Below are 23,750 nucleotides of genomic sequence, written 5' to 3'. Positions count from 1 at the left end.
TCACGTGAAACAATTGCCTGTTTCACGTGAAACACGTTGTTTCACGTGAAACATCGCTCCACGCCCGCCGGTTGAGGCGTTCCGGTCCTCCTCACTCCGTGGCGATGCCGAAGTCGTGCACGAGAGCGGCCAGCCCGCCCGGGTAGCCCTTGCCGCCCGCCACGAAGGACCAGTCCCCGCCGGGCCGCCGTCGGAACGAGCCCAGGACGAGCGCGGTCTCCCCGGGGCGGCCGTCCGACACCTCCAGCTGGTCGAGCTCCGTTCCGTCGGCGGTCAGCAGCCGGATCCGGGCCGCCGCGAAGCCGGCCAGGTCGGCGTGCGGATGGGTGTCGGTGTCCACCGCCGCGACCAGCACCAGCCGGTCGGCGCGGTCGGGGAGGTCGTCGAACGCCACCTCGATCGCGGCCCGGTCCGGCGGGGTGTGCACCCGGCTGCGCACCGAACCGTCGGGTGTGCGGTGGTTGTTGAAGAAGACGAAGTGCTCGTCGCTGAGCACACGCGTCCCCGCGCAGACCAGGGCGCACACGTCGAGCGCGACCGGGCCGGACCAGTACATGCCGAGGACGTTGTACTCGGGCTCCGCCGTCGCCACCGGCCCGGCGGCGCGCTGGGCCGGTACGGCCGCCACCGGGCGGCCGCCGCCGTCACCGAGGCGGCCGCGCAGCCCGTGCCGGTGGAGCAGGTCCACCAGCTCCGGGCCGGAGACCAGCTCCAGCGGTTTGCCCTGGGCGAAGGTGTGCGATCCCGGCCCGAAGCCCGATGTCGTCACCAGCACACCCTTGTTGGCCCCCGCGTCCTGGACCGTGCCGTACAGGTCGCGCACGGCGGTCGGGGGCACGGTGTTGCGGTAGCGCTTGACCTGCACCACGATCGAGCCGCCGCGGATGGGGGTGGGATCGGTCGCGTCGACGTCCACGCCCCCGTCGTTGGAGCGCTGGGTCATCACGGCCTGCATGCCCATGGCCCGGAACAGCTCGGCGACCAGGCCCTCGAACTCGATGGGATCCATCGCGAACAGGTCCGGCTCCTCGTCCCCCGCACCGCCCCCCGGCCCGCTCCCGTGCGTGACCACGCCCGAGCCGACGTCCTGCGGAGTCCGGGCCGGACGGACGGCCGCCAGCTGGTCGGGGCGGGCCGAGAGCTGACCGCGCAGGGCGCCGGTCAGACAGTCCACCGGGCTGACCTGGGCAAGGTGGAGGGCGGCGAAGGACGGGCGGGTCGCCATCACGGTCGCCAGGACGATCTGCGCGGGCCGGCCCGTCGCCGGATCGTGGTCGTCGACGTATCCGTTGAGGGCCACCGACTCCAGGGCGCCGAACTCGTCCGCCTCGAACAGGTCCCGCAGCACCAGCAGGGCACACTGCGCCAGCAGGTCCCGGTACACCGCCCGGCGCTGCGCGGCCGGGAGCGGGGACTCCTTGTCCTGGTCCGTGCTCGGCATGTACCGCACCGACTTCGCGGTCGGCACCACGTCGAAGCCCGGCAGCTCCCAGTCCAGCACCAGCTGACGGGCTCCCGGGTCGTAGGCGGCGCTCAGTGCGCGCGGCAGCTCGTCCGGCCAGCCCGCGGACGCGTACAGCGCGGCCGAGAAGTACTCGACCACCGCCTCGGGGTCCCCCGCGCGCAGCGAGGCCGCCAGCTCCGCGATGCCCGCGTTGTGCGCGCGGATCTCGCCGAGCTGCCCGCCCGCCCACCGGTCGTACTGGGCGCGGTACGCGGCGAGCTGCTGCTGCCGCTGCGTTTCGGCGGCCTGCGCCGCGTGCCAGGCCTGGGTGTACCGGGCGTGCGCCTCGGCCTCGGCCTGCGCGCGGCGGCCCGACCCGAGGCCCCAGCCGGTCTGCGGCGGGAACTGATGCGGCTCCGGCATCGGCACGGGATGGGCCAGCTGTCCGGGGGCGAAGGCCTCGACCTGCCTCGGCGCGCCGCAGCGTGGCGATCCGGAAGGCGGGCGCGGCGCAGCCCTGGACGAGCAGCCCCTGGAGGGTGGCGACCTGCTGCTCCAGCTGCTCCGTGAGCCGGCGCGCCTCGGCGTCCCGGTACTGGCGGTAGGCCACCTTCTGCTCGCGCAGGCCCCGGGCCGTGTCCCGTTCCCGGGACCGCTGGAGGCGTTCGCGCTCCCGCTGCTGAAGGGCTTGCGAGCGTTGCTGCTGGCGCTGGGCCTCGGCCCAGATCCCGACCAGTCCACTGGAACGACGACTCATCCGCCCCGGCCCTCCCCGACCCCGTGCGATACCCCCGCAAACCCTAGCGGCTGGACGCCATGCCGAAGAGCCGGTCGCCATTGTCGGTGACCGGCCCTCCGGGCGCGCTCGGTTCCCTGCGGGGTCCTTCCCCCCCGGCCGCTACTTGGGCATCAGGACGGTGTCGACGATGTAGACGGTCGCGTTGGCGGTCGGGACGTTGCCGCAGACCACGTTGCTGGTGCCGTTGACCTGGTAGGAGGTGCCGGACCCGGTGGTGGTGACCTTGTCCTTCTCCAGGGTGTCGAAGGAGCCGTTCTCCAGCTGCTTCGGCGTGAGCTTCTGACCCACCACGTGGTACGTGAGGATCTTGGTCAGCATCTCCTTGTCAGCGAGGACCTTGTCCAGGTCCGCCTTCGGGATCTTGGCGAAGGCCTCGTTCGTCGGGGCGAAGACGGTGAGGTCCTTGGCGTTGTTGAGGGTGTCGACCAGGCCCGCCTGCTTGACGGCCGTGACCAGGGTGGACAGGGCCGGGTTGTGGGAGGCGGCCGTGGCGACCGGGTCCTTGGCCATCCCGTCGAAGCTGCCCGCGCCGGTGGCCGGGACGCCTGCACACGCCGGACCGAACGGCTTGTCCGCGGTCATCGCACCGTCCGCGGCGGCGGACGTGGCGGGAGCGGCGCTCTGCGAGTCGGCGGCGGCCGGGCCCGACGCGCTGTCCTTGCCCGAGTCGGAGCAGGCGGCGAGGGCGAAGGGCAGTACGGCCGCGGTGGCCACGGCGAGGGCGGTACGGCGGAAACGAAGAGTGGTCATGACGTTCTCCAAAGAGGTGGTTGGGGTGGTTAGCCGGAGGTGACGAAGACGCTGTGCCAGCCGCCCGCTCCGTCGGGAATGGTCTGGGTGCGCCGCTCGGTCTGGAGCGGGCCGGCTCCGTCGGTGGCGCGGACGGTGAGGGTGTGGCCGCCCGGGGTCATCCCGTCGACCGAGCGGGCCACCAGCTGGTCGGCGCGCCCGCCGCGCGAGGGGGCCCGTACGTCCGCCTCGCGGAGGAGGTCGGCCAGCGGGACGCCGAGCCGGCGGGCGGTGCCCGCGTACGGCCCGCCGACCTCGTTGGAGACGCGGGTCAGGGTGATGTCGCGTTCGATCAGGTCCCGGCCGAGCAGCTCCTGGTAGGAGTACGAGCGCGGTCGGGCCACGCCCGTGCCGTGCAGCCGCAGCCGCCAGGTATCGGTGTCGGTCTTCGGCACGACGAGCGCGGTGTCCACCCGGTGGAAGTCGGCGTTCGGCGTGGTGAAGGGGCTGATCCCGGGGATCCGCAGGGCGACCCGGGCCGGTAGCGCCGCGGCCGGGGAAGCGGGCGCGGGCAGCCGTACGGCGTCCCGGGAGGCAACCGCGCCCTGGCCGCGCCGTCCGCTCAGGACGCGCCCCAGCGCGCCCGCACCGGCGGCGACGACGGTCGGGGCCCCCGCGACGAGCAGGAAACCGCGCCGGTCGAAGCGGCCCGGGGCCTGCGCCGGCCGGGCCCCGGCGCGGGGCCGGGCCGCCGTCAGCCGCCCGGCGAGCACGTACAGGACCACGGTCCCCGCGGCCGCCCCCACCAGCGAGGGCAGCGCGGCCACACCGGCGGCGTCGGGGCGGCTGAGCGCGGCCACCGCGCCGAGCACGCCGAAGGCGAGGACCCCGGCGGCGCCACCGCGCCGGTGGTGCAGGGCGAACAGCCCGAGGAGCAGGGCCAGGAGGCCGAGGGGGGTGACGATGCCGAGCTGGAGGACGAGCTTGTCGTCCGTCCCGAAGTGCCGGATCGCGAAGTCATTGACCGGGGCCGGGGTGCGGTCGATGGCCGCGCCGCCGACGGCGGTGACCGGGCCCGCCTGGGGCCGCACGAACGAGGCGAGCAGTTCCGCGACCGCCAGTGCCGTGTAGCCGGACAGCAGGCCGCTCAGCGCGGCGAGTGCGCCGCGCTCCAGGGCCGATCGATTGATGGTCACATCTGCCATTCGGCGCCGCGGGCCCCCCGGATGGGTGCGGATCTCGGGATCACCCGGCGGAGCGACCGGCGGGCCGCCCGTTGACGCGCCCGGTTCGCGGGCGCGGGGGGCAATCCGCCGGGGCGTCGGCGCCGAAGTACAGGTGACCCGAGAGGCCCGGGACGACCCGGGATGCCCCGCCCCCACCGGCCACCTGCCACCCGTCACCCCATCCCCACCACCCATGCCGCGCGGCGCGAAGGACGGCCCATGCAAGCGATCCACCGAAGGTTCCCGGCGCGACCGGCGCGACCGGCGCCAACCGTGCGACCGGCCCGACCACCGCGACCGGAGCGACCCGCGACCACGGAGGTCGCACCGTCCGCCGGGCACACCGGACGCCCACCAGCCGCCCCGCGACGACGGAGGGCCGCCCGGTGAACCGCCCGGCCCGCCTCGGCGGGAGCGAGAGCGCCGCCCCGGTCGCCGAGCGCGACCCGGCCGAGCTGATGGCCCGGGTCGCGCTCGGCGACCAGGACGCCTTCGCCGCCCTCTACGACGTGATCGCCGGACCCGTCTTCGGCATCGTCCTCAAGGTCCTGCGGGACCGGGCCCAGTCGGAGGAGGTGACCCAGGAGGTGATGATCGAGATCTGGCGCGGAGCCGCCCGCTACCAGCGCGCGCAGGGCTCCGTCGCGGCCTGGACGGCCACCCTCGCGCACCGCCGCGCCGTGGACCGGGTGCGCTCCGCGCAGGCGGCCGCGGACCGCGACCACAAGGACGCGCTCGGCTCGCACACCCCGCCCTTCGACGAGGTCAGCGAGCAGGTCGAGACCCGGCTGGAGAGCGAGCAGGTACGCCGCTGCCTGCGCGGGCTGACCGAACTCCAGCGGGAGACCGTCACCCTCGCCTACTACCAGGGCCTGACCTACCGCGAGGTGGCGCAGACCCTGCGGACGCCCCTTCCGACCATCAAGACCCGAATGCGCGACGGACTGATCCGGCTGCGCGACTGCATGGGGGTGACCACGTGAAGACCGAAGACCCGCACGCCCTCACCGGTGCGTACGCGCTCGACGCCCTGGCCCCCGACGAACACGAGGCCTTCGCCCGGCACCTGGACCACTGCCCGTCCTGCGGCCAGGAGGTGCGGGAGTTCGCCGCGACGGCCGCCCGGCTGGCGTCGGCGGCCGCCGCGAGCCCGCCGCCGGAACTCAAGGCGTTGGTGCTGGAGCGCATCGACACCGTCCGCCAACTCCCGCCGCGACTGCCGGCGCCGGGCCGGTACGCCGTGCTCGCGACCCGGATCCGGCGGCGCGGCGGGGTCTTCGTGGTCGCCGCGAGCCTCGCCGCGGCCGCCGCCTTCGGGGCGGTCGCCCTGGACCAGCACGGGCGGGCCCAACTGGCGGAGCGGGTGCGCCAGTCCGCGCAGCGGGACGCCGACCGGGCCGGAGCGCGGAGCGAGGCGCTGGCCGCGGTGCTCGCCGCGCCGGACGCCCGGACCGCCACCGGCCGCACCGCGAGCGGGAACCGGGTCACCGTGGTGACCTCGGCGGCCCGGGACCGGGCGGTGGTGCTGGCGGGGCAGCTGCCGCCGACGCCGAGCGGGACGACGTACCAGCTGTGGTTCTCGGAGCACGGGTCGATGCGTTCCGCCGGGCTGCTGGGCGGCGGGCACGCGCTGCTGCTGGACGGGGCGGTGGGCGACGCCACCGCGATCGGGCTCACCGTCGAACCTGCGGGCGGCTCCCCCCGTCCGACCACCGCGCCGCTCATGGTGATGGCGCTCCCGGTGTGAGCCGTCGTCCCCGGGGGGCGGGGCCCGGCCGCCCCCCTGGGGCCCCCGGGGGGTTAGCCCCACCCCGGCCGTCCCGCCTGCCGGATGGGACGGCGGCCCCGCGGGAACCACCCTGAGGGCATGACGACCTACACCCGCACGAGCGCCACCCTCGCCCTCTCGGCCGTGACCGTCGCCGCCGCCTTGACCGTGGCCTTTGCCCCCTCGGCCGACGCGGCCGACGGCCGGGCGGACACCGGCCGGCCGGCCCTCGCAGCGGGGACCGGGACGGGTGGCGCGGGGGTGTCGGCGCTTGCCTGGCGGTCCTGCGAACAGCCCGGCGGGCCCGTCGGCCAGGAGTGCGCCGACCTGCCGGTGCCGCTCGACTACCACGACCCCGGCGGCCGCCGGCTCTCGCTCGCGGTCTCCCGGATCCGCAGCGATCGGCCGGGCGCCCGGCGCGGCACGCTGATGGTCCTGCCCGGCGGCCCGGGGGGTTCCGGCGTACAGCGGCTGACCCAGAAGGGCGAGGCGCTGCGCAAGGAACTGGCGGGCACCTACGACCTGGTCGGCTTCGATCCGCGGGGTGTGGGTGCCAGCACCACCGCGAGCTGCGGCCTCGCGCCCGAGGACCGCCGGCTGGTCACGCTGCGGTCCTGGCCGGACGCCGACGGCGGCACCGCGGCGAACACGGCCCGCTCCCGCCGGACCGCCGAGGCCTGCGCGGCCAACGGGGGCGCGGTGCTGCGCAGTTTCACCACCGCCAACGAGGTCCGGGACATGGACCGCCTGCGCGAGGCCCTGGGCGAGCGGAAGCTGTCGGCCTGGGGGACTTCGTACGGGGCGTACGTGGGCGCCGTCTACGCGCAGACCCACCCCGGGCGCACCGACCGCTGGGTGCTGGACAGCAGCGGCGACCCCGACCCGGCGCGGGTGGCGCGCGGCTGGCTCGCGAACATGGCGCCGGGCGCCGACGACCGGTTCCCCGACTTCGCGGCCTGGGCGGCCGATCCGGCCCGCGCGGCCGAGGGCCTGCGGCTCGCGGAGCGGCCCGACCAGGTCCGGCCGCTGTTCCTCGCGCTCGCCGCGACGCTCGACCGCGCGCCCAGGCCCTCCACCACCGGCGGCGCGCCGCTGACCGGGAACGTGCTGCGCCAGGCCGCGCAGAACGCCCTGTACACCGATGCGGCCTTCCCGGGCCTGGCGCGGCTCGTCCAGCAGGCCCAGGACCCGGCCGCGACCCCGGTGCTGCCGCCCGAACTGGCACAGCCGCTGCGCGAGGAGGACGCGGCGGTCGCCGTTGCGGTCATCTGCAACGACGTGAAGTGGCCGGCCGACACGGCCGCGTACGCCCGCGCGTCGGCCGCCGACCGGGCCGCGCACCCGCTCACCGCGGGCATGCCCGCGAACATCACTCCCTGCGCGTTCTGGAAGGACGCGCCGGTGGAGGAGCCCACCCGGATCACCGGCCGGGGTCCCTCGAACGTGCTGATGGTCCAGAACCTGCGCGATCCGGCGACCCCCTACGCCGGGGCGCTGAAGATGCGCGAGGCCTTCGGCCCCCGGGCCCGGCTGGTCACCGTCGACCACGGCGGCCACGGGGTGTACCTCGGCAACGGCAACGCCTGCGCGGACCGCGCCGTCACCGACTTCCTTACCACCGGCCACCGCCCGTCGGCCGACACGCACTGCGGGCCCGCGGCCGCGGGGAAGTAGCAGCGGGGGAAGTAGCCGCGGGGGAGGTGGCCGGGGGATGCCCCGGCCACCTCCCCCGCTATTCGTTGACGAGGACCGGCACGGAGAGCACCGCGCTCGCCGGTGCCTGCGCGAACCGACCGGCCGGCACCGTGAAGTCGATGCCTCCGCCGGCCGCGCGGGGTCCGTCGTGGTGCTCACCGCCCCGCGCGTCCTCGCCCTCCTCCTGGTAGGGGAAGGCCGCGGTGCCGAGCAGGTGGCCGTTCGCGTCGTAGTACGCCGCGCCGACCTCCAGGGCCAGGACGTCGCTGACGTCGGAGGTGATCGCGAGGTGCCCGGTGACGGACCCCTGCCCGGTGAGCTTCAGCGAGGTCAGCTTGACCCGGTCCGTGAAGGGGCCCTCCTCGACGCGGACCTCGCCCGCCGCGGCCGGCCGCGCCAGTACGGCGGCGGGCGCGGGCGCCCCGCGCGGTGCGGGCATGGCGACGGGAGCGGCGGACCCGGCCGCCTCCCCGGAGCCGCCGGCCCGGTCGGCGCCGTCGGCGGCGGGGCCGCCCGCGCAGCCGGAGGCGAGGACGAGGACGGCGGCCGCGGCGGCCAGCGCCCCGGCGGTGCGGCGGGTGGGACGGGTCATCGGAACGCTCCTGAAAGGGGCCGGGGCCGGGCGGACTCGGTCCGCCCGGCCCCGGCTGCCCGATCGATGGGTCAGTGCTGCTGGGGAGACTTGCCGAACAGCGAGCGGTACAGCTTGCCGTACAGCTCGGTGTTGTTCTGGCTCGCCGCGAAGGCGCTGCCGTTCGGGCCGTACGCGAAGATCGGCACGTCGGCGCCGGTGTGGTTGCCGGACAGGTAGGTCAGCCAGAGGCTGGCGTCCGGGCTGCCGTCCTTGACGTCGGCCGGGTCGTTCGGGGTGCGGAAGGTGGCGGGAGCGAAGTTCTTCGCGTCGCCCGAGCCCGCACCGTTGACGGCGCCGGTCGAGCGCGCCGGGTCCTTGGCGCCCGAGGAGGGGCGCGAGGTGACGCTGTTGTTGGCGGGGTTGCCCGCGTCCGTGTTGGCCGGGGGAGCGAGGGCCTCGGCGTTGGTGTAGGTGCCCTTCTCGATGATGTTGAAGCCGGCGCACTCGTGGTCCGCCGTGACGACGACCAGGGTGTGCCCGTCCTTCTTCGCGAAGTCGGTGGCCACCTTGACCGCGTCGTCGAAGGCCTTGATCTCACCCAGGGTCTGGGCGGCGTCGTTGGCGTGCGACCGCTTGTCGATCTGGGCGCCCTCGACCTGGAGGAGGAAGCCCTTCCTGTTCTTGTCGTACCCGCCGCGCTCACCGAGCAGCGAGATCGACTTGCGGGTCATCTCGGCCAGCGTCGGCTCCTGCTTCTGCGCGGCGTCCGCGGGCAGCCCGGCCTTGGCCTGCTCGACGGTGAGGTTGCCGCGGTTGAAGAGGCCGACGACCTTCTTGCCGTTGGCGTGGCTCAGGTCGGTCTTGGTGGCGACCTTCTGGCTGGCGGCGGTCTGGGCGGGCAGCGCGGGGTCGCCGAAGCTGCCGAGCACCTGGTAGCCCTGGGCCTGGAGGGCCTTCTGGTCGTCCGGCTCGAAGCGGGCGAGGCCGCCGCCGAGGATGACGTCGGAGGTGCCGTTGCGCGCGATCTGCTCGGCGATCGGGGTGACCAGCGTCTTGTCCGCGGGCGCGCTCTCGTAGGTACCGTCCTCCTTCTTGGGGAGGCAGGCGGCGTCGGAGTAGACCGGGCCCTGGCAGCCGCGCAGCAGCGCGTGGCTGAACTGTGCGGCCGGGGTGGCGTCGGTGACCTCGGCGGTGGAGACGTTGCCCGTGGCGAAGCCGGCCTTCTTGGCCTGCTCCATCAGCGTGGTGACGCGCTTCTCGTACGAGTCCACGCTCAGCGCGGCGTTGTACGTCTTGACGCCCGTCGACCACGCGGTGGCCGAGCTGGCGGAGTCGGTGACGAGCGCGGGCTTGGAGGTGCCCTTCTCGACGGCGTAGGTGGCGACCGCGCCGGTGAAGGGCAGCGTCTCCATGTTCAGCTTGCCGGACGCCCCGTAGAACCGGTCGCGGGCGGCCGTGACGTGGGTGCGGCCCATTCCGTCGCCGAGCAGGTAGATCACGTTGCGGATCTCCCTCCCCTGGTCGCCGTGCTGGGGAGCCGAGTTGGCGGTGGCCGCGGTCGTGGCGGCCAGGGCGCCGGTCAGGGCCAGTACGGTCAACGTCTTGGCAGGTCTGCGTCGCATGATGCGGGAGGTTTCCCCTCGGAAATGAACGGTGCGGGCACTGCGACGCTAGGAGCGGCACATGAACGGGCCGGTTTCTCCGGGTGACGCGCAGTCGAACAGCGCCGGGCCGGCCGAGCCTCCGGTCCGTGGTGCGACGAGCTGATCGACGACGCGGAGCGTTCGCTCGGCGCGGCTGCCGCGCTCCGGTCGCGGTGATGGCCAGGGTGGTGCTGCCGGGGGCAGGAGCCCGGCCGACAGGCGCCGGGCCGTCCGCGGGCCGGCCCGGGCGCAGGAGACCACCCACCCCCACCGGAGGCGCAGATGACCGAGGCCGAACCCTTCACGACCGCCGATGTCCACGGTCTGCGGGAGGCGCTGGAGGAGGCCGTCGCCGACGGCGCGAGTCCGGGCGGGGTCGTGGTCTGCGGTACGGCCGCGGGGGAGCGTACGGTCCTGTCGGCCGGGGTGGTCTCCCCCTTCACCCACCCGCGGACCCCCGACGAGCACACGGTCTACGACCTCGCGTCCCTCACGAAGGTCACCGCGACCTGGCCGCTCGTCGGCCTCGCCGTGGCGGCCGGACTGATCGATCCGGACGCGCCCGTACGGGAGTTCCTGCCGCCGATGGACCCGGACCTCGGCCACCTGCCCGGCGCGGGGGCGACCGTGCGCCAACTGCTCGCGCACACCTCCGGCCTGCGCGCGGCCACCCGGTTCGACCTGTACGACCTCACCGCGCGCCCGCTGCACGAGCTGATCTTCCGCGAGCCCCTGGAGAACGTCCCCGGCACCCACCGCTACATCAACCGGGGGTACGTCCTGCTCGGCCTGGCCCTCGCGCACGTCCACGGCGAGCCGCTGGACCGGCTCGCCGCCGCGCTCTGGGCCGGGCTGGGGATGGACCGGACCTCCTACGGCCCGCTCCCGCAGACCCCGCAGGTCGCGCCGACCGAGCACCGCGACGGGCACGACCGGCTCTGGGGCGCGGTGCACGACGAGAACGCGGCCGTGATGGGCGATGTCGCCGGTCACGCGGGCGTGTTCGCCCCGGCGGCGGACCTCGCGGCCTACGCCGAGCACCTGCTGTCCGCCGGTCCGGACAGCACGCTCGGCGGCTGGCTGCGGCAGAGCCTGGTGCCCGTGGCGCAGATCGATCCCGGTCTGGAGCGCGGCCTGGGATGGATCGTGGCCGCCGGGGGCGCCGTGGCCTGCCACCACGGTTTCACCGGCACCAGCCTCTTCCTCGCCCCGGCCGGCGGGCGGTACGTGGTCATCACCACCAACGCGGTCCACAACGGCGCCGCCGCCCGCACCCGGCTGGCCCCCCTGCGCGAACGCGCCCTCAAGACGCTCACGCGCAGCGCAGGGCCCGACGGCGGGCCCGGGCACGGGCGCTGACGACAGCGCACACCCCCCGGCCGACGGCCGGGGGGTGTGCGGGCTCCGGGGACCGTCGGGGGTGTCGGGGGCCCGGAGGGTTCAGGGGCTGAGCGCTACCGCGCGCTCAGAGGGTGCCGAGCGATTCGCGCGCGCCGGCGCGGTACAGGCCGACCTTCGGCTTGGCGACGGTGCCCGGCTCGGCCAGCGGGAGGCTGACGCCGTCCGCGTTCGCCATGTGCGCGGCGTCGGCCAGGACGCTGATCTCGTCGGCGGAGGGGCCGGTGCCGCCCGAGGGGTCGAGGTTCACGGCCGCGTAGGCGGTGGCGCCGGGGCGCAGCGGGTACGCGGGTGCGCCGCCCAGACCGCCGGGGGCGGCGGCTTCGATGCCGAGCGCGGCGCCCTTCGCGCTGAAACCGACGGTCGGGTGGTGGTCCAGGCCGCAGGAGGCGGACCCGTTGTTGGTCACCGTGACGACGCGGACGGAAGCCGGGAAGCCCTGCGGGGAGGTGACCTTGACGGTCAGGCTCTTCGCCGCACAGGGGTGGGAGTACGCGTACGCGTCACCGGTCTTGTCGTTCCCGCCGGTCGTGCCCGCGCCGCTCTTCACCGGGGTGCCGCTGGCGCCCTGCGTTCCCGCGCCCGACGCCGAGGCGCCGCCCGCGGTGCCGGCCGGGGCCGACGCGTCCCCGCCCTTGGCCGCGTCCGGGGCCGCGCTCCGGCCGGCACCGGGCTTCGCCGCCGCGCCGTCCGAGCCGCCGCACGCGGTGAGGGCCAGGACGAGACCGGCGGTCACGGTGGCGGCGGCGGTGGCGGTGCGCAGGCGGCGGCGGGTGGTGCGCATGAGGGAACTCCCCGAAGGCGGAACGGTCGGCACGCGGAAAGCTCGCCGCGTGAGCACCACTGTGCCGGGCGCCGCTGTCGTGGTGATCATGCGACGCTGACGTTCCGCTGACGTCCCCCTGATCCGCGGGCGCGTCCACCCGTACGGACGCGGGCGAGCCGGCCCCGTACGGCGTCCGCGCCGCGGCGGTGCGCCCGCTCACCCCAGGACCGTACGCCCTCTCACGCCCGTACGGTCTGCCGCGCGCGCACCTTGTCGTACCGGGCGCGGTACCCGGCGTCGCCCGCCGGGTCCTGCGCCCCGTCCCGCCGACCGGCCGCCCCCGCCTCGTGCGCCGACAGCTGGAGCAGCGCCCCGAGCGCCCGCTCCGCGCCTTCGTCGTACCCCGACGACTCGGCCTCCCGCGCCGCCTCGTCCAGGCACCGGATGCCCTCGGTCCGTTCGCCGAGCCCCACCAGGGCCTCCCCGGTCGCGGCGAGCAGCAGCACCCGCGTGGGGGACCGCGCGTCCGGCGCGCGGACGGCCCGGGCTGCCGCCGTGCTCTCCAGGGCCTGGCTCCAGTCCCCGGAATCGAGCTGGTGGCGGGAGAGGTGGTAGAGGGCGAGGCGCTCCGCGGTCGGGTCGCCGGCCTCCCTGGCCAACTCGGCCGCCCGTACGCATCCCCGCGCCGCCAGGTCGAGTTCGCCGAGCGCGGCCTGCGCCAGGGAGAGGTTGACCAGCGCGGTGGCCTGGGCGCTGCGGTCGCCGGACCGGGCGGCCAGCAGGGGGGCCGCCTCCAGGTGGGGCAGCGCCTCCTCGGTCCGCCCCTCCTCGGTCAGGACCCAGCCGAGGAGGGCGAGGACGCGGGACTGGCCGTCCAGGTCCGCGTCGGCCCAGGCCGAGTCGAGGGCCGTGTAGAGGAGCGGCGCCCACCCGTCCAGGACCCGCCACACCATCAGCGGCCACAGGGACAGCGCGATCCGCCAGGCCCGGCCGTGCCGGCCGGCGTCGTGCGCGGCCGCCGCCGCGAGGGCGAGGTCCTCGCGGTGGGCCGCGTACCAGGCCATCGCCTCGTCGCGGTCGGCGAACTCCCGCGGGTCCGGCGACGGGTGGAAGTCCCCGGGCGTCGTGAAGCACGGCTGCCCGTCCCGTTCGGCGGCCCGGGCCGCCGCGAGGCCGGTGGCGACGTAGTGGTCGAGCAGGCGCTCCAGCGCGTGCGGACCGCTCTCCATGTCGCGGGCGTAGAGCCGCACGAGGTCGTGCATCGCCCACCGCCCCGGCGCCGCGTACGTCAGCAGGTGGGCGGCGGCGAGCTGGTCGAGGGCCGCCTCCGTCCGGGCCGGGCCGGTGCCCGCCAGGGCCGCCGCGACCCCGCGGTCGATGTACGTGCCGGGGTGCCGGCCCAGGTGCGCGAGCTGGTGCGCGGCGCCCGGCGGGAGGCGGCGCACCGACAGGTGCAGGGCGGCCCGGACCCCGGTGTCCTCGGCGTCGAGCAGGGCCAGCCTGCGCGTGGTGTCGGAGAGTTCCGCCGCCATGGCGGCGAGGGTCAGGTGCGGCTGGTCGGCCAGCCGGGCGGCGGCGACCCGCAGGGCGAGGGGCAGCCCGTCGCACAGCCGGGCCAGCTGCCGGGCGGCCGCCGGTTCGGCGTGCACGCGGTCCGGGCCGAGCACCGCGGCGAGCAGGTCCGTACCGTCCTGCGGTCCCAGGACGTCGAGCGGCACCGGCCGGGCCGCGTCCGAGGCGATCAGGCCGCGCAGCCGGTGGCGGCTGGTGACGACGGTGACGCATTCGCTGCCGCCCGGCAGCAGCGGGCGCACCTGCTCGGACGCGCGCACGTTGTCGAGGACGACGAGCAGCCGGCGCCCGGCGGTCAGCGACCGGAACAGGGCGGCCGCCCGGGTCGGCGACTCCGGGACGCTCAGCGGTGCGACGCCGAGCGCCAGCAGGAACTCGCGCAGCACGTCGATCGGCGCGGGCTCCCCGGTGTCGCTGAATCCGCGCAGGTCGGCGTGGAGCCGGCCGTCCGGGAACCGCTCGTGGTGCAGGTGCGCCCAGTGGACGGCCAGCGCGCTCTTGCCGACGCCGGCGGGCCCGGTCACCAGGCATACGGCCGCCTCCGCGGCCGCGGCCCGCGACAGCGCCGCCAGCTCCGCCGCGCGCCCGTGGAAACCGCGGGGGGCGCGGGGCAGCAGGTCGAGGGTGTCGCCGTAGCGGGGGGACGGCGCCGGGGCCCCGGCCGTGGCGGCCGCTCCCGCGGGTACGGGGTCACCGGCGCCCGCGCCGCCGCGGTGCAGCTCGTGGACCTCGTGCACGCTCCGGCCGCGCAGGGCCACCGCGTAGGCGTCGCACAGCTCGTGCCCCGGATCGACGCCGAGTTCCTCGGCGAGCAGGCGCCGGGTGTGGTGGAACCAGTCGAGCGCCTCGGAGCGACGCCCCGCCCGCTGGAGGGCCGTCACCAGGGCGGTGGCCAGCGATTCGCGCAGCGGGTGGGCGCTCGCCTCGGCCCGCAGCACGGCTGCCGCCTGCGCGTGCGCGCCGAGGCGCCCGTACCCGGCGGCGAGGTGCTCGACCGTGGTGAGGCGCAGCTCCTCCAGCGCGTCGGCGGCCGTCTGGAGCGGGGGCGTCGGATGGACGCCGGTCAGCGCGGGCCCCTGCCACAGGGCCAGGGCCTCCTGGTACATGACCACCGCGTCCCCGACCGACGACTGGTCCCGGGCGAGGGTGACCAGCTCCTCGAAGCGGTGGGCGTCCAGCAGGTTCTCGGGCATCCGCAGCACGTACGCCGCGCCCTCGGTCGCCAACTCGACGCCGGAGGAACCGGCTTGGGCGCTGTCCAGCAGCGTGCGCAGCCGGGACACGTGCCCCTGGATCACGCTCCGGGCGCGGGCGGGCGGCTCGCCGTCCCACAGCGAGGCCATGAGCCGGCGCAGCGGGACGGGATGGTTCGGCCGCAGCAGCAGGGCGGCCAGCAGGCTCGTCCGCTTGGCCGGGCCGAGCGGCAGGGCCCCCGCCTCCGTGGCGACGGACACCGATCCGAGCAGCCGGAACTCCACCTGCTTGCACCCCCCGGAAGCAAAGAAACGCCAGCATATCGTCAGGATCCGGGGCCGCCGCGCCCCGCCGACGGGGCCCGGCGCCCGTGCGGGGGCGGCGTCGGTCCGCTCGTATTGCCGATGCGGTCCGCACGTCCCTAACGTGTCGCCCATGCAGCACTACACCGTGGGTCAGGCCGCGCGTCTCCTGGGCGTCAGTACGGACACCGCCCGCCGCTGGGCCGACGCGGGCAAGGTGCCCACGTTCCGCGAGGGCCCCGACGGATCGGGGCGCCGGCTCATCGACGGCCGTGACCTCGCGGCGTTCGCCGTCGATCTGGCGCAGCGCGACCAGGACGGGGAGGAGCAGGTCCACAGCTCCGTCCGGAACTCCTTTCCGGGGATCATCACAGCCGTGAAACTGGGCGACGTCGCGGCGCAGGTGGACATCCAGGCGGGGCCGCACCGCCTGGTCTCGCTGCTGACCCGCGAAGCCGTCGAGGAGATGGGGCTCGAAGTGGGCATGCGGGCCACGGCCCGGGTGAAGTCCACCAGCGTCCACATCGACCGCGCCTGACCGGGCGTGACCGCACCTGACAGGGCGCCGGGGCGTTCGGCACGGATCCGGGTGCGGCCTCGGGTGTGGCGTCAGGCGCGGCGGGCGGCCCAGACGGTGCGTTCGGTGCGGACCGCGAGGTCGTCGCGGTGCAGGATGCTCCCCGGGCCGCCGGTGTCGAGCAGCCGGTCGAGGGCGCCGAGGTCCTCGGCGCCGAGGACGTGGGCGGCGGCGGCGCGCAGCCGTCCCAGGGCGCTCAGCGCGTAGCGGCCGACCGCTTCGCCGCCCGAGCCGGCGGAGCCGTCGACGCGCGCGGTGATCGTACGGTCGTCCTCGACGGTGAAACCGGCGGCGGCCAGCAGCGGTCCCCAGTCGGCGCCGCGGTGCGGCAGGCGCTCGGCGTGGTGGTGCGCGAGGGCGGCGTGGCAGCGGTCCTCCAGGCCGGGCCGATCGCGGGGGGCGTCGGCGGGCAGGAAGCGGGGGAAGCCGGCCGTCTCGACGACGGCGAAGAGTCCCCCGGGCGCCAGCAGGCCGTGCACCGCGCGCAGGGTGCGGCCGGGGTCGGCCAGGTGGTGCAGGGAGGCCGACGCCCAGACGAGTGCGGGGCGGCCGAGGCCGGGCCAGTTCGCGTCGAGGTCGGCCGCCACCGTGCGCACCCGGTCGGCCAGGCCGAGCGCCCGGGCCCGCTCGCGCAGGCGGTCCAGGTGGGCGGCCGAGGCGTCGACGGCCGTCACTTCGGCTTCCGGGAAGCGCGCGAGCAGGGCGAAGGTACCGGCGCCCGTGCCGCAGCCCAGGTCCACGATGTGGCGCGGCGGGGTCGGGACGGGCAGCCACGCGACGAGGGACGCGGTGTGTCCGGCGAGGACGTCGGCGTCCAGGTCGAGGAGCTCCGTCTGGTCGTGGAAATCGTGAGGTGAGGGGGAAGCGTGGGAGGCGTGGGGCATGGGACCCACGCTAGGACGGTGATGCCGTTACGGCATCGCGTATCCCTGTATCCGCAAGAAGGAGCCCCGGCGGGCTGCCGAACGCGCAAACGGGCACCGGGAAACCGTCAGTCGTCACCGCTCTGGTGGCCGCGGCGGGCGTCCTGGTCGAAGATGCCCAGGATCTCGCAGGGGCCGCCCTCGGCTCCGATGGCGTGCGGCAGCATCGTGGGGAACTCCACCGCCTGGTTCGTCTCCACCCGCACGCGCCGGTTCCCCAGCAGCAGCACCGCGGTGCCGGACAGGACGACGAGCCATTCGCGCCCCGGATGGGCCCGCATGGTCGCGGGGTCGCCGGGGGGCGGGTTCGTCATCCGCCGGCGCACCACGCTCACGCGCGGGTCCGACTTCATGGACCAGCGCATGAGGCCGTGGGCCGCGTCGATCACCGGGCTGCTGACGATGTCGTCGTCGGCGCCGGTCTCGACGAGCTGGTCCAGGGTGGTGTCCAGGGCGCGGGCGAGGGTGACGAGCTGATCCAGCGCGAGGCGGCGGCCGCCGTTCTCGATCCGGCTGAGGGTGGACTGGCTGATGTGGGCGCGGGCGGCCAGTTCGGCCAGCGACCAGCCCTGGGCCACGCGCAGGGCCCGGATCCGCTTGCGTACGAGGCTGTCCAGCTCACCGTGGTCGTGCGTCACGGTCGGCATCGTATGCCGGGAGCGCACGACGCCCCCGGCACCGTGCGCCGCTGTCGGCTTCGGGGGGTGCGGCGAGGTCAGGCCGGGGCCTGCGCCCGGGCCCGGCTGCGGGTCTCCTGCCGTACGATCCGGCGGCGCCGGACGGGCATGCCCAGGGTCGGGTGGGCGACGCCCCAGGCCGCGCCCTTGCAGACGAGTTCCTTGTAGAGGGCGGCCACACGGCCCGTCAGGGCGCGGTCGACCGCGCGGTCGTCGGCGGTGACGAACTGGATCAGGCCATCCTCGCGGCCGAGGGAGACGCACTGCTGGGCGTAGCGGATCGCGGTGCGGGGGACCTTGGCGCCGGTGAGGCGGGCCGCGAGGGCGTCGGCGGCCTGCCAGGCCATGGGGACGCCCGTGGCGCAGGCCATGCGCAGCGGCGTGCCGTCCGGGCGGGTCGCCAGCGCCGCGTCGCCCACGACGTAGACGTCCGGGTGGGAGACCGAGCGCATCGTGGTGTCGACCAGGATGCGGCCGTCGTCGCCGAGTTCCAGGGCGGTGGCCCGGGCGATGGGGTGCGCGGCGAAACCGGCGGTCCAGACCGTGACCGCGGCGGGCAGGACCCGGCCGTCGGCGGTCGTCACGCCGTCCGCCGCCACGGCGCTGACCGCGGTGTGGTCGTGGACCGTGATGCCGAGCCCGGCCACCACCTTGCGCAGGTGGGCGCGGCCCTTCGCGGAGAGCCAGTCACCGAGGGCGCCCTGGGCGGCGAGGGCCACGTCGAGGTCGGGGCGCGCCCCGGCGATCTCGGTCGCGGCCTCCAGGCCCGTCAGACCGCCCCCTACCACGACCACGGGCCGGCCGGCCTCCAGGGCGGCCAGGCGCGCGCGCAGGCGGAGGGCGCCGGGGCGGCCGGCGACCTCGTGGGCGTGGGCGGCGGCGCCGGGGACGCCCCCGTCGTTCCAGCCGCTGCCGAGGGCGTAGACCAGGGTGTCGTAGGCCAGTTGCTCCTGCGGTCCGGTGCCGTTCGCGGGGGCGACGGTCACCATCCTGCGGTCCACGTCCACGGCGGTGACCGTCGCGAGCTTCAGCACCACGCCCGTGCCCGCGAACATCTGCGCGAGCGGGCGGGGCCGCAGCTCTTGGCCGGCCGCGAGCTGGTGCAGCCGGACGCGCTCGACGAAGTCGGGCTCGGGGTTGACGAGGGTGATGCCGACGCCGTCGGAGTGCAGCCGCTTGGCGAGGCGGCCGGCGACGAGGGCCCCGGTGTAGCCGGCTCCGAGGACGACGATGCGGTGCTCCATGTCCGTGCTCCTGTCTGGGCGGGGCTGCCGTGGTCCGGCAGGGTTTCGCCCCTTGAACCGGACAGCCGGCCGTTCCCTGACAGGTGGAAACTGTGGTCTGCGTCACATCATCGCGGCCCGGCGTCAGAGGGTGTGGAGCGGAGCCTCGCCGCGGCCGTCGGCGGCCCACCGTTCGGTCGCGCGGACGAGCTTGTCCGGATTGACCTGGCTGCGGACCGCGCTGATGCCCTGCGCGGTGACCTCCAGGCAGATGACCCCGGCGACCCGGCCGTCCACGACCGCCAGGAGCGCGGGCCCGCCGTTGGCGGTCGTGGCGTGGAAGTCGGCCGCGCCGCCGATGTGGGCCCGCTTGGCCGCGCTGGGCTTGAACAGGCCGCGCAGGAACGTGGCGACCGCGAGCGCGCCCTCGAACGCCTTCGCGCGGGCCGGGACCTTCCCGCCGCCGTCGCCCACCGAGACGGCGTCCTGGGTGAGCAGGCGCAGGAGCGGTTCGGTCCGGCCGCTGGTCGCCGCGGCCAGGAACTCCTCGACGATCCTGCGGGCGGTGGCCCCGTCGGTCTCGGTGCGCGCCCGGCCGTCCGCGATGTGCTTCTTGGCCCGGTGGTAGATCTGCTGGGCGGCGGACTCGGTGATCTCCAGGATCTCGGCGATCTCCCGGTGCCGGTGGCCGAAGGCCTCGCGCAGCACGTACACCGCCCGCTCGTCGGGCGACAGGCGCTCCAGCAGGACGAGGACGGCGTACGACACGGAATCCCGCTGCTCGGCGGTGTCGGCCGGGCCGAGCATCGGGTCCCCGCCGAGCAGCGGCTCGGGGAGCCACCTGCCGACGTACGTCTCGCGCCGGGCGCGGGCCGAAGTGAGCTGGTTGCGGCACCAGTTGGTGAGGACCTTCGTCAGCCAGGCCTCGGGCACCTCGATCCGCCCGACATCGGCCGCCTGCCAGCGCAGGAAGGTTTCCTGGACGGCGTCCTCCGCCTCGCTCGCCGAGCCGAGCAGCCGGTAGGCGATGGCCTCCAGCCGGGGCCGGGCAGCCTCGAAACGGTCGACGTCACTCACGGTCAGCGCCATGGCCGCGATCCTAAGCGCCTCCGGGGTGCCGCGGTGGGGAGGTCGGCGGGAAGGGGGCAGCGGGACGGGGTCAGCCCGGATCCGCAGCAGCCACCGGAGCCCCCGCCGGTGGCTGCTGCGCGGCCCCGCCCGCCCTCACGATCGGCGCGTCCGGCCCCTCCGGCGGCTGCTGGGACCCGGCCGTGCGGGCGTCGTCACCAGTCGCGCCACCGGTCGGTTATCTCCGACCGGTCGATGCCCCGCCTCGCCGCGAGCGCGGTCACGTCCACACCGCTCCCGGTCAGGCTGCGGTCGATGTAGTCGCACAGCTGCTCCCGCTCCTCTCCCCGGCCGCCACCTTGCGGGCCCGCTCGGCCTTCTGCGAACGCCACGCGTCAGAGGGTCTTTTCGTCATGATCTGACGCTAGGCCAGGGCACTGACAAGGGGTCCCGGCCCGGGTCCGGACCCTTTGTCAGTGCTCGGCGTCAGTGCCCGGGAAAAGGCCCGCGCGCATGCGCTGACCGGCGGATACGCTCACCGGCATGCCGAATCCTGTCCCCTTCAACGAGGCGCTGCTCACCACCGTGGGCACCCCGGACCAGAGCAAACTCCTGGAGAGCAGCCCCCGTTCACGGGTGTGGCGGGTGCGGGTGGCCGACGGTCAGCTGGTGATCGTCAAGCAGATCACCGACGTCGGTGACGCGGACGCCGACGCCCCCACCCGCTTCGCGCGCGAGGTCGCCGCCCTGCGGCTGGCGGGCCGGGCCGCCGGACCCGCCGTGGCCCCCGCGCTGCTGGCCACGGACCCGCCCTCGCGGGTGCTGGTCATGGAGCACGTGGACGACCTGGGCAGGACGGCCGACTGGATGCCGGGGTACGCCGAGTCGCTGGCCCGGCTGCACGCCCTGACGGGCCCCGCCGACGCGGGCGCGCTGCCGGCCTGGTCGGGGCCCACGGCCGCCGACGCGGAGTCCTTCCTCGCCCTGGCCCGGGCACTGGACGTGCCCGTCCCGCCGGCGGTCCCCGACGAACTCGCCGCCCTGTTGGACCGCTTGGACCCCGCCGGGCACCACGCACTGCTGCACGGCGACCCCTGTCCCGGCAACGACCTGTACAGCGCCGACGGCCTCCGCTTCATCGACTTCGAGCGGGCCTCGCTCGGCAACGGCCTGATGGAACTGGCCTACCTCCGCATCGGCTTCCCCACCTGCGGATGTGCCATGTCGGTCGCCCCGGCCCCGCTCGCGGAGGCCGAGGACGTCTACCGGACGACCTGGCGCGACCTCACCGGCAAGGACGTCCCGGGTGACCTCGCCGACGCGTGCGCGGCCTGGCTGATCCAGGGCGACGCCCTCGTCGAACGGGCCCACCGCGGCACGGTCGACCACCTCGCCCGCATCCCCACCGAGGACTTCGAGTGGGGCTACGTCTCCGCCCGCGAGCGCCTGCTCCACCGCCTGCGCGCGGTGGCCGGCCTGACCCGCACCCACGACCACCTCCACGCCCTGGGCCACCTCAGCACCACCCTCGCCACCCGCCTCCTCGCCCAATGGCCCACCCTGCGGCCCCTGCCCCCGACCGACACCGACATCTGGGACTAGGACGCTCCTACGGATCCTCGTCCAAAATGTTGCTCCTCGCGACGAGGTACGCCAGCTGGGCGCGGCTGCGGCTGCCCAGTTGTTCCGACGCCTTGCGGACGTGCGTGGCCACCGTGCGGGCGCTCATGCCGAGGCGGCCGGCGATGGCCTCGTCGGTGTAGCCGTTCACCATCAGGTGCAGGACCGCCCGGCGCGTCTCGTCGGTGAGCAGGGGCGGGCGGTGTTCCGTGGGGGTGTGCCGCAGGGGAGCCGCGCGTTCCCATGACTTGTCGAAGATGCCGACGAGGTACCGGATCATCCCGGGGTGCTCGATGACCAGGGCGAGGTCACGCCGTACCTCGCCCGGATCGGGGACGAAGGCGATCTTGCGGTCGCACACGATCAGCCGGTCGAACACTTCGTCCAGGGTGCGGATCTCGGCGCCCGCGACCGAGATCTGCTCGACGTAGGCGAGCGTCGGTGCGTGGGAGCGGACCGTGTGCTGGTAGATGGTGCGCTGGCGGACGCCGCGTTCCAGGGCCGCCACGTCGCTGGCGAGGGCCTTCTCCAGCAGGTCCGCCGGTCGGCCGCCGCCGGGCTGGGCGGTCAGCAGTTCCTCCCCGCAGGACAGCACGACCGAGGACAGCGTGGCGCTGATGGCGTCCGCGCCGCTGATCGCGCGGATGCCCGTGTCGGTGCGGGTGTGCGCGCGATAGACCACCTCGGCCTGGTGCACGGCGGTCCGGGCCGCCGCCAGAGCGCGCTGCTTCTCCTCGATGTCCGTCTCCAGCAGGCGCATGACGCCGTTGGCCGCGAGTCCCGGGGGCAGGGGCATCAGCCCTCCGTCGGGCAGCGTCTGCAGGAGCCCCAGGTCCAGCAGGCACTGCGGGCAGTCCCGCCCCGAGAGGTCACCCCGGACGACGTCCTCGTAGAAGGCCAGTCCCTCAACGCAGAGCTCGACAGACGGAACATTTGCTGTTTTGCCCGGTTTGACGCACATTTTTCCATCCTTCAAGTCTCTGCATTGCGTGATCATGCTCCCGGATATCCCTGTTTTCGGCGAGAAGCTCGGCACATGATTCCTGTCACGGGCCGGAGAAAACCGGCGGCGCAGCACTCATCAGGGGGACAAATGTTCAAGACGACTTTCCAGCAGCTCATCGGCGCACTCGCCGTGACGGTTCTCGCGACTCTAGGCGTGGTCGCCGGCAGCGAATCCGCACCGCAGGGAGAGGTCGTCTCCGTCGCCTTGATGAGTGACTCGCAGTGGGGCTGACCGGGCCGGCTGACCACCTGCCCCGTCCCTGGACCATTAAATTCTAGTTACAGGAGAGACATGTCCGTCCTTCCCGTGTCCGCATCACCCCTGTCCGTCTTCAACGGGCTGGAAGAGCGACTGGCAGGCCTGAGGAGCTCGGGGCTGTACCGAGAATTCACCCCCTGCTCGTACCTGGCCGATCAGCCCGGCCACGCCATGCACCGGGGCGAGCGCGTCCAGGTCTGGTGCACCAACGACTACCTGGGCATGAGCCAGAACGTGCAGGTCATGGACGCCCAGGTCGCCTCCACCCGGCGGCACGGCACCGGCAACGGCGGCTCCCGCAACATCGCGGGCACCAGTGAGGCGCACGTCGCGCTGGAGGCCCGGCTCGCCGCGTGGCACGGGAAGGACCGTGCTCTGATATTCACCAGCGGATACGTGGCCAACTTCGAAATGCTGACGACGCTGCTGGCGGCCGTACCGGACATGGTGGTCTTTTCCGACTCGCTCAACCACCGGTCGCTGATCGAGGGAATCCGCGCCTCCAGTAATCGCCGGCACATATTCCCGCACAATGACGTCGCCGCGCTGGACGCGCTCATGGGCCAGTACCCGGCTGAGCGGCCGAAGCTGATCGTCTTCGAATCCGTCTACTCGATGGACGGCGATATCGCACCCGTCGCCGAGATCTGCGACCTGGCCGAGCGCCACCACGCCATGACCTACCTCGACGAGACCCATGCGATCGGCGTGAACGGCCCGTCGGGAGCCGGGATTTGCGAGGAGATCGGAGAACACAGGGCGACGTTCGTGCAAGGTGTTTTCGGAAAGGCCATCGGTACGACCGGAGGATACGTCGCGGGCCCCGACACCGCCCTCGACTACGTGCGGTCCCACGCGCCCGGATTCATCTTCACCACCACGATTCCGCGTTCCAGTCTGGACGCCACCCAGCAGAGCCTCGACGTGATCCAGGGCGCGGCGGGGACGGAACTGCGCCTGCAGCTGCGGGAGAACGCCAAACTCATGCGGAGCCTCCTGCGCGAGGCGCGCATCGACTTCATCGACGCCCCCAGCCACCTGGTCCCGGTGCTGGTCCCGGGGGGTGAGCGGGTCAAAAGGATCTCGCGCCGTCTCTTGGACGAGTACGGCATCTACGTCCAGCCCATCAACTTCCCGTCCGTCGCGAAGGGGGGCGAGCGCTTCCGGGTCACGGTCGCTCCGTTCCGTACCCGCGAGGACATCGAGGGATTCGTCCGCGCCCTGCGCGCCTGCATCGACGACGTTCGATAGCGCCCCCGGCAGCTTTTCCCTTCCACTTTCAGAGCAT

Annotated in this window: 20 protein-coding genes and 1 pseudogene; 8 read left to right on the top strand and 13 right to left on the bottom strand. The window is 74.7% G+C overall.

What is annotated here, in order from left to right; translation table 11 throughout:
• Positions 1–91 precede the first annotated feature (91 nt).
• The 3 genes and pseudogenes from ABZY31_RS00185 to ABZY31_RS00175 form a co-directional block, all read right to left on the bottom strand.
• Positions 92–2,201: pseudogene (locus tag ABZY31_RS00185) on the bottom strand (restriction endonuclease).
• 141 nt (positions 2,202–2,342) lie between these two features.
• Positions 2,343–2,993: a fasciclin domain-containing protein gene (locus ABZY31_RS00180; RefSeq protein ID WP_356402853.1), complete on the bottom strand. Its 651-nt coding sequence runs from the start codon at positions 2,991–2,993 to the stop codon at positions 2,343–2,345.
• A gap of 29 nt (positions 2,994–3,022) precedes the next feature.
• Positions 3,023–4,177, bottom strand: coding sequence for a molybdopterin-dependent oxidoreductase (locus tag ABZY31_RS00175; protein ID WP_356402850.1), 1,155 nt, complete (start codon positions 4,175–4,177; stop codon positions 3,023–3,025).
• Between the two features lie 479 nt (positions 4,178–4,656).
• On the opposite strand from ABZY31_RS00175, the gene sigK reads away from it, so the two are divergent.
• From sigK to ABZY31_RS00160, 3 genes are all read left to right on the top strand, one after another.
• Positions 4,657–5,181 carry an ECF RNA polymerase sigma factor SigK gene (gene sigK, locus ABZY31_RS00170; protein WP_356403646.1) on the top strand — a complete coding sequence of 175 codons (525 nt, stop codon included), beginning with the start codon at positions 4,657–4,659 and terminating at the stop codon, positions 5,179–5,181.
• A complete protein-coding gene (locus tag ABZY31_RS00165) occupies positions 5,178–5,945 on the top strand; it encodes an anti-sigma factor (protein WP_356402847.1) in 768 nt (255 codons plus the stop codon). The genes sigK and ABZY31_RS00165 overlap by 4 nt, the downstream gene beginning before the upstream one ends.
• Positions 5,946–6,065: 120 nt before the next feature.
• Positions 6,066–7,640: an alpha/beta hydrolase gene (locus tag ABZY31_RS00160; RefSeq protein ID WP_356402844.1), complete on the top strand. Its 1,575-nt coding sequence runs from the start codon at positions 6,066–6,068 to the stop codon at positions 7,638–7,640.
• A gap of 58 nt (positions 7,641–7,698) precedes the next feature.
• Here the strand turns inward: ABZY31_RS00160 and ABZY31_RS00155 are convergent, their stop codons facing one another.
• Positions 7,699–8,253, bottom strand: coding sequence for a hypothetical protein (locus ABZY31_RS00155; protein ID WP_356402841.1), 555 nt, complete (start codon positions 8,251–8,253; stop codon positions 7,699–7,701).
• Positions 8,254–8,324: 71 nt separating this feature from the next.
• A complete protein-coding gene (locus tag ABZY31_RS00150) occupies positions 8,325–9,857 on the bottom strand; it encodes an alkaline phosphatase (RefSeq protein WP_356402838.1) in 1,533 nt (510 codons plus the stop codon).
• 303 nt (positions 9,858–10,160) lie between these two features.
• Between ABZY31_RS00150 and ABZY31_RS00145 the strand changes: the two genes are divergently transcribed.
• Positions 10,161–11,237, top strand: coding sequence for a serine hydrolase domain-containing protein (locus ABZY31_RS00145; RefSeq protein ID WP_356402835.1), 1,077 nt, complete (start codon positions 10,161–10,163; stop codon positions 11,235–11,237).
• 106 nt (positions 11,238–11,343) lie between these two features.
• Here ABZY31_RS00145 and ABZY31_RS00140 read toward each other — a convergent pair whose 3' ends face one another.
• Both ABZY31_RS00140 and ABZY31_RS00135 read right to left on the bottom strand, forming a co-directional pair.
• Positions 11,344–12,060, bottom strand: a complete 717-nt coding sequence (locus tag ABZY31_RS00140) for a DUF4232 domain-containing protein (protein WP_356402833.1) — start codon at positions 12,058–12,060, stop codon at positions 11,344–11,346.
• Positions 12,061–12,281: 221 nt separating this feature from the next.
• Positions 12,282–15,092, bottom strand: coding sequence for a BTAD domain-containing putative transcriptional regulator (locus ABZY31_RS00135; protein WP_356402830.1), 2,811 nt, complete (start codon positions 15,090–15,092; stop codon positions 12,282–12,284).
• A gap of 151 nt (positions 15,093–15,243) precedes the next feature.
• Between ABZY31_RS00135 and ABZY31_RS00130 the strand changes: the two genes are divergently transcribed.
• Entirely contained in the window at positions 15,244–15,648 is a 405-nt protein-coding gene (locus ABZY31_RS00130; RefSeq protein WP_356402828.1) for a TOBE domain-containing protein, read from the top strand.
• A gap of 71 nt (positions 15,649–15,719) precedes the next feature.
• Here the strand turns inward: ABZY31_RS00130 and ABZY31_RS00125 are convergent, their stop codons facing one another.
• The 5 genes from ABZY31_RS00125 to ABZY31_RS00105 form a co-directional block, all read right to left on the bottom strand.
• Positions 15,720–16,571 carry a class I SAM-dependent methyltransferase gene (locus tag ABZY31_RS00125; RefSeq protein WP_356402825.1) on the bottom strand — a complete coding sequence of 284 codons (852 nt, stop codon included), beginning with the start codon at positions 16,569–16,571 and terminating at the stop codon, positions 15,720–15,722.
• A gap of 107 nt (positions 16,572–16,678) precedes the next feature.
• The gene (locus tag ABZY31_RS00120; protein WP_356402823.1) at positions 16,679–17,257 is read right to left on the bottom strand and encodes a helix-turn-helix transcriptional regulator; all 579 of its coding nucleotides are present in this window, start codon (positions 17,255–17,257) and stop codon (positions 16,679–16,681) included.
• 68 nt (positions 17,258–17,325) lie between these two features.
• On the bottom strand, positions 17,326–18,531 hold the full coding sequence (locus ABZY31_RS00115) for an FAD-dependent oxidoreductase (protein WP_356402820.1): 1,206 nt from the start codon (positions 18,529–18,531) through the stop codon (positions 17,326–17,328).
• Between the two features lie 123 nt (positions 18,532–18,654).
• A complete protein-coding gene (sigJ, locus tag ABZY31_RS00110) occupies positions 18,655–19,599 on the bottom strand; it encodes an RNA polymerase sigma factor SigJ (protein WP_356402818.1) in 945 nt (314 codons plus the stop codon).
• Between the two features lie 194 nt (positions 19,600–19,793).
• The gene (locus tag ABZY31_RS00105) at positions 19,794–19,970 is read right to left on the bottom strand and encodes a hypothetical protein (protein ID WP_356402815.1); all 177 of its coding nucleotides are present in this window, start codon (positions 19,968–19,970) and stop codon (positions 19,794–19,796) included.
• Positions 19,971–20,121: 151 nt separating this feature from the next.
• Here ABZY31_RS00105 and ABZY31_RS00100 point away from each other — a divergent pair, with 151 nt between their 5' ends.
• Complete coding sequence (locus ABZY31_RS00100) at positions 20,122–21,180, top strand: phosphotransferase (protein WP_356402813.1); 1,059 nt, start codon at positions 20,122–20,124, stop codon at positions 21,178–21,180.
• A gap of 7 nt (positions 21,181–21,187) precedes the next feature.
• On the opposite strand, the gene ABZY31_RS00095 is transcribed toward ABZY31_RS00100, so the two are convergent.
• On the bottom strand, positions 21,188–22,159 hold the full coding sequence (locus ABZY31_RS00095) for a LuxR C-terminal-related transcriptional regulator (protein WP_356402811.1): 972 nt from the start codon (positions 22,157–22,159) through the stop codon (positions 21,188–21,190).
• A 132-nt stretch (positions 22,160–22,291) separates the two neighbouring features.
• Between ABZY31_RS00095 and ABZY31_RS00090 the strand changes: the two genes are divergently transcribed.
• Together ABZY31_RS00090 and hemA are read left to right on the top strand one after the other, a co-directional pair.
• A complete protein-coding gene (locus ABZY31_RS00090) occupies positions 22,292–22,435 on the top strand; it encodes a hypothetical protein (protein WP_356402808.1) in 144 nt (47 codons plus the stop codon).
• A gap of 60 nt (positions 22,436–22,495) precedes the next feature.
• On the top strand, positions 22,496–23,713 hold the full coding sequence (hemA, locus tag ABZY31_RS00085; RefSeq protein WP_356402805.1) for a 5-aminolevulinate synthase: 1,218 nt from the start codon (positions 22,496–22,498) through the stop codon (positions 23,711–23,713).
• Positions 23,714–23,750: the final 37 nt, after the last annotated feature.

The organism is Streptomyces sp. NPDC006529 (assembly GCF_040611795.1).
Lineage (GTDB): Bacteria > Actinomycetota > Actinomycetes > Streptomycetales > Streptomycetaceae > Streptomyces.
The sequence above is the reverse complement of the archived record's forward strand: the minus strand, read 5'-3'. Positions and strand labels throughout refer to the sequence as shown.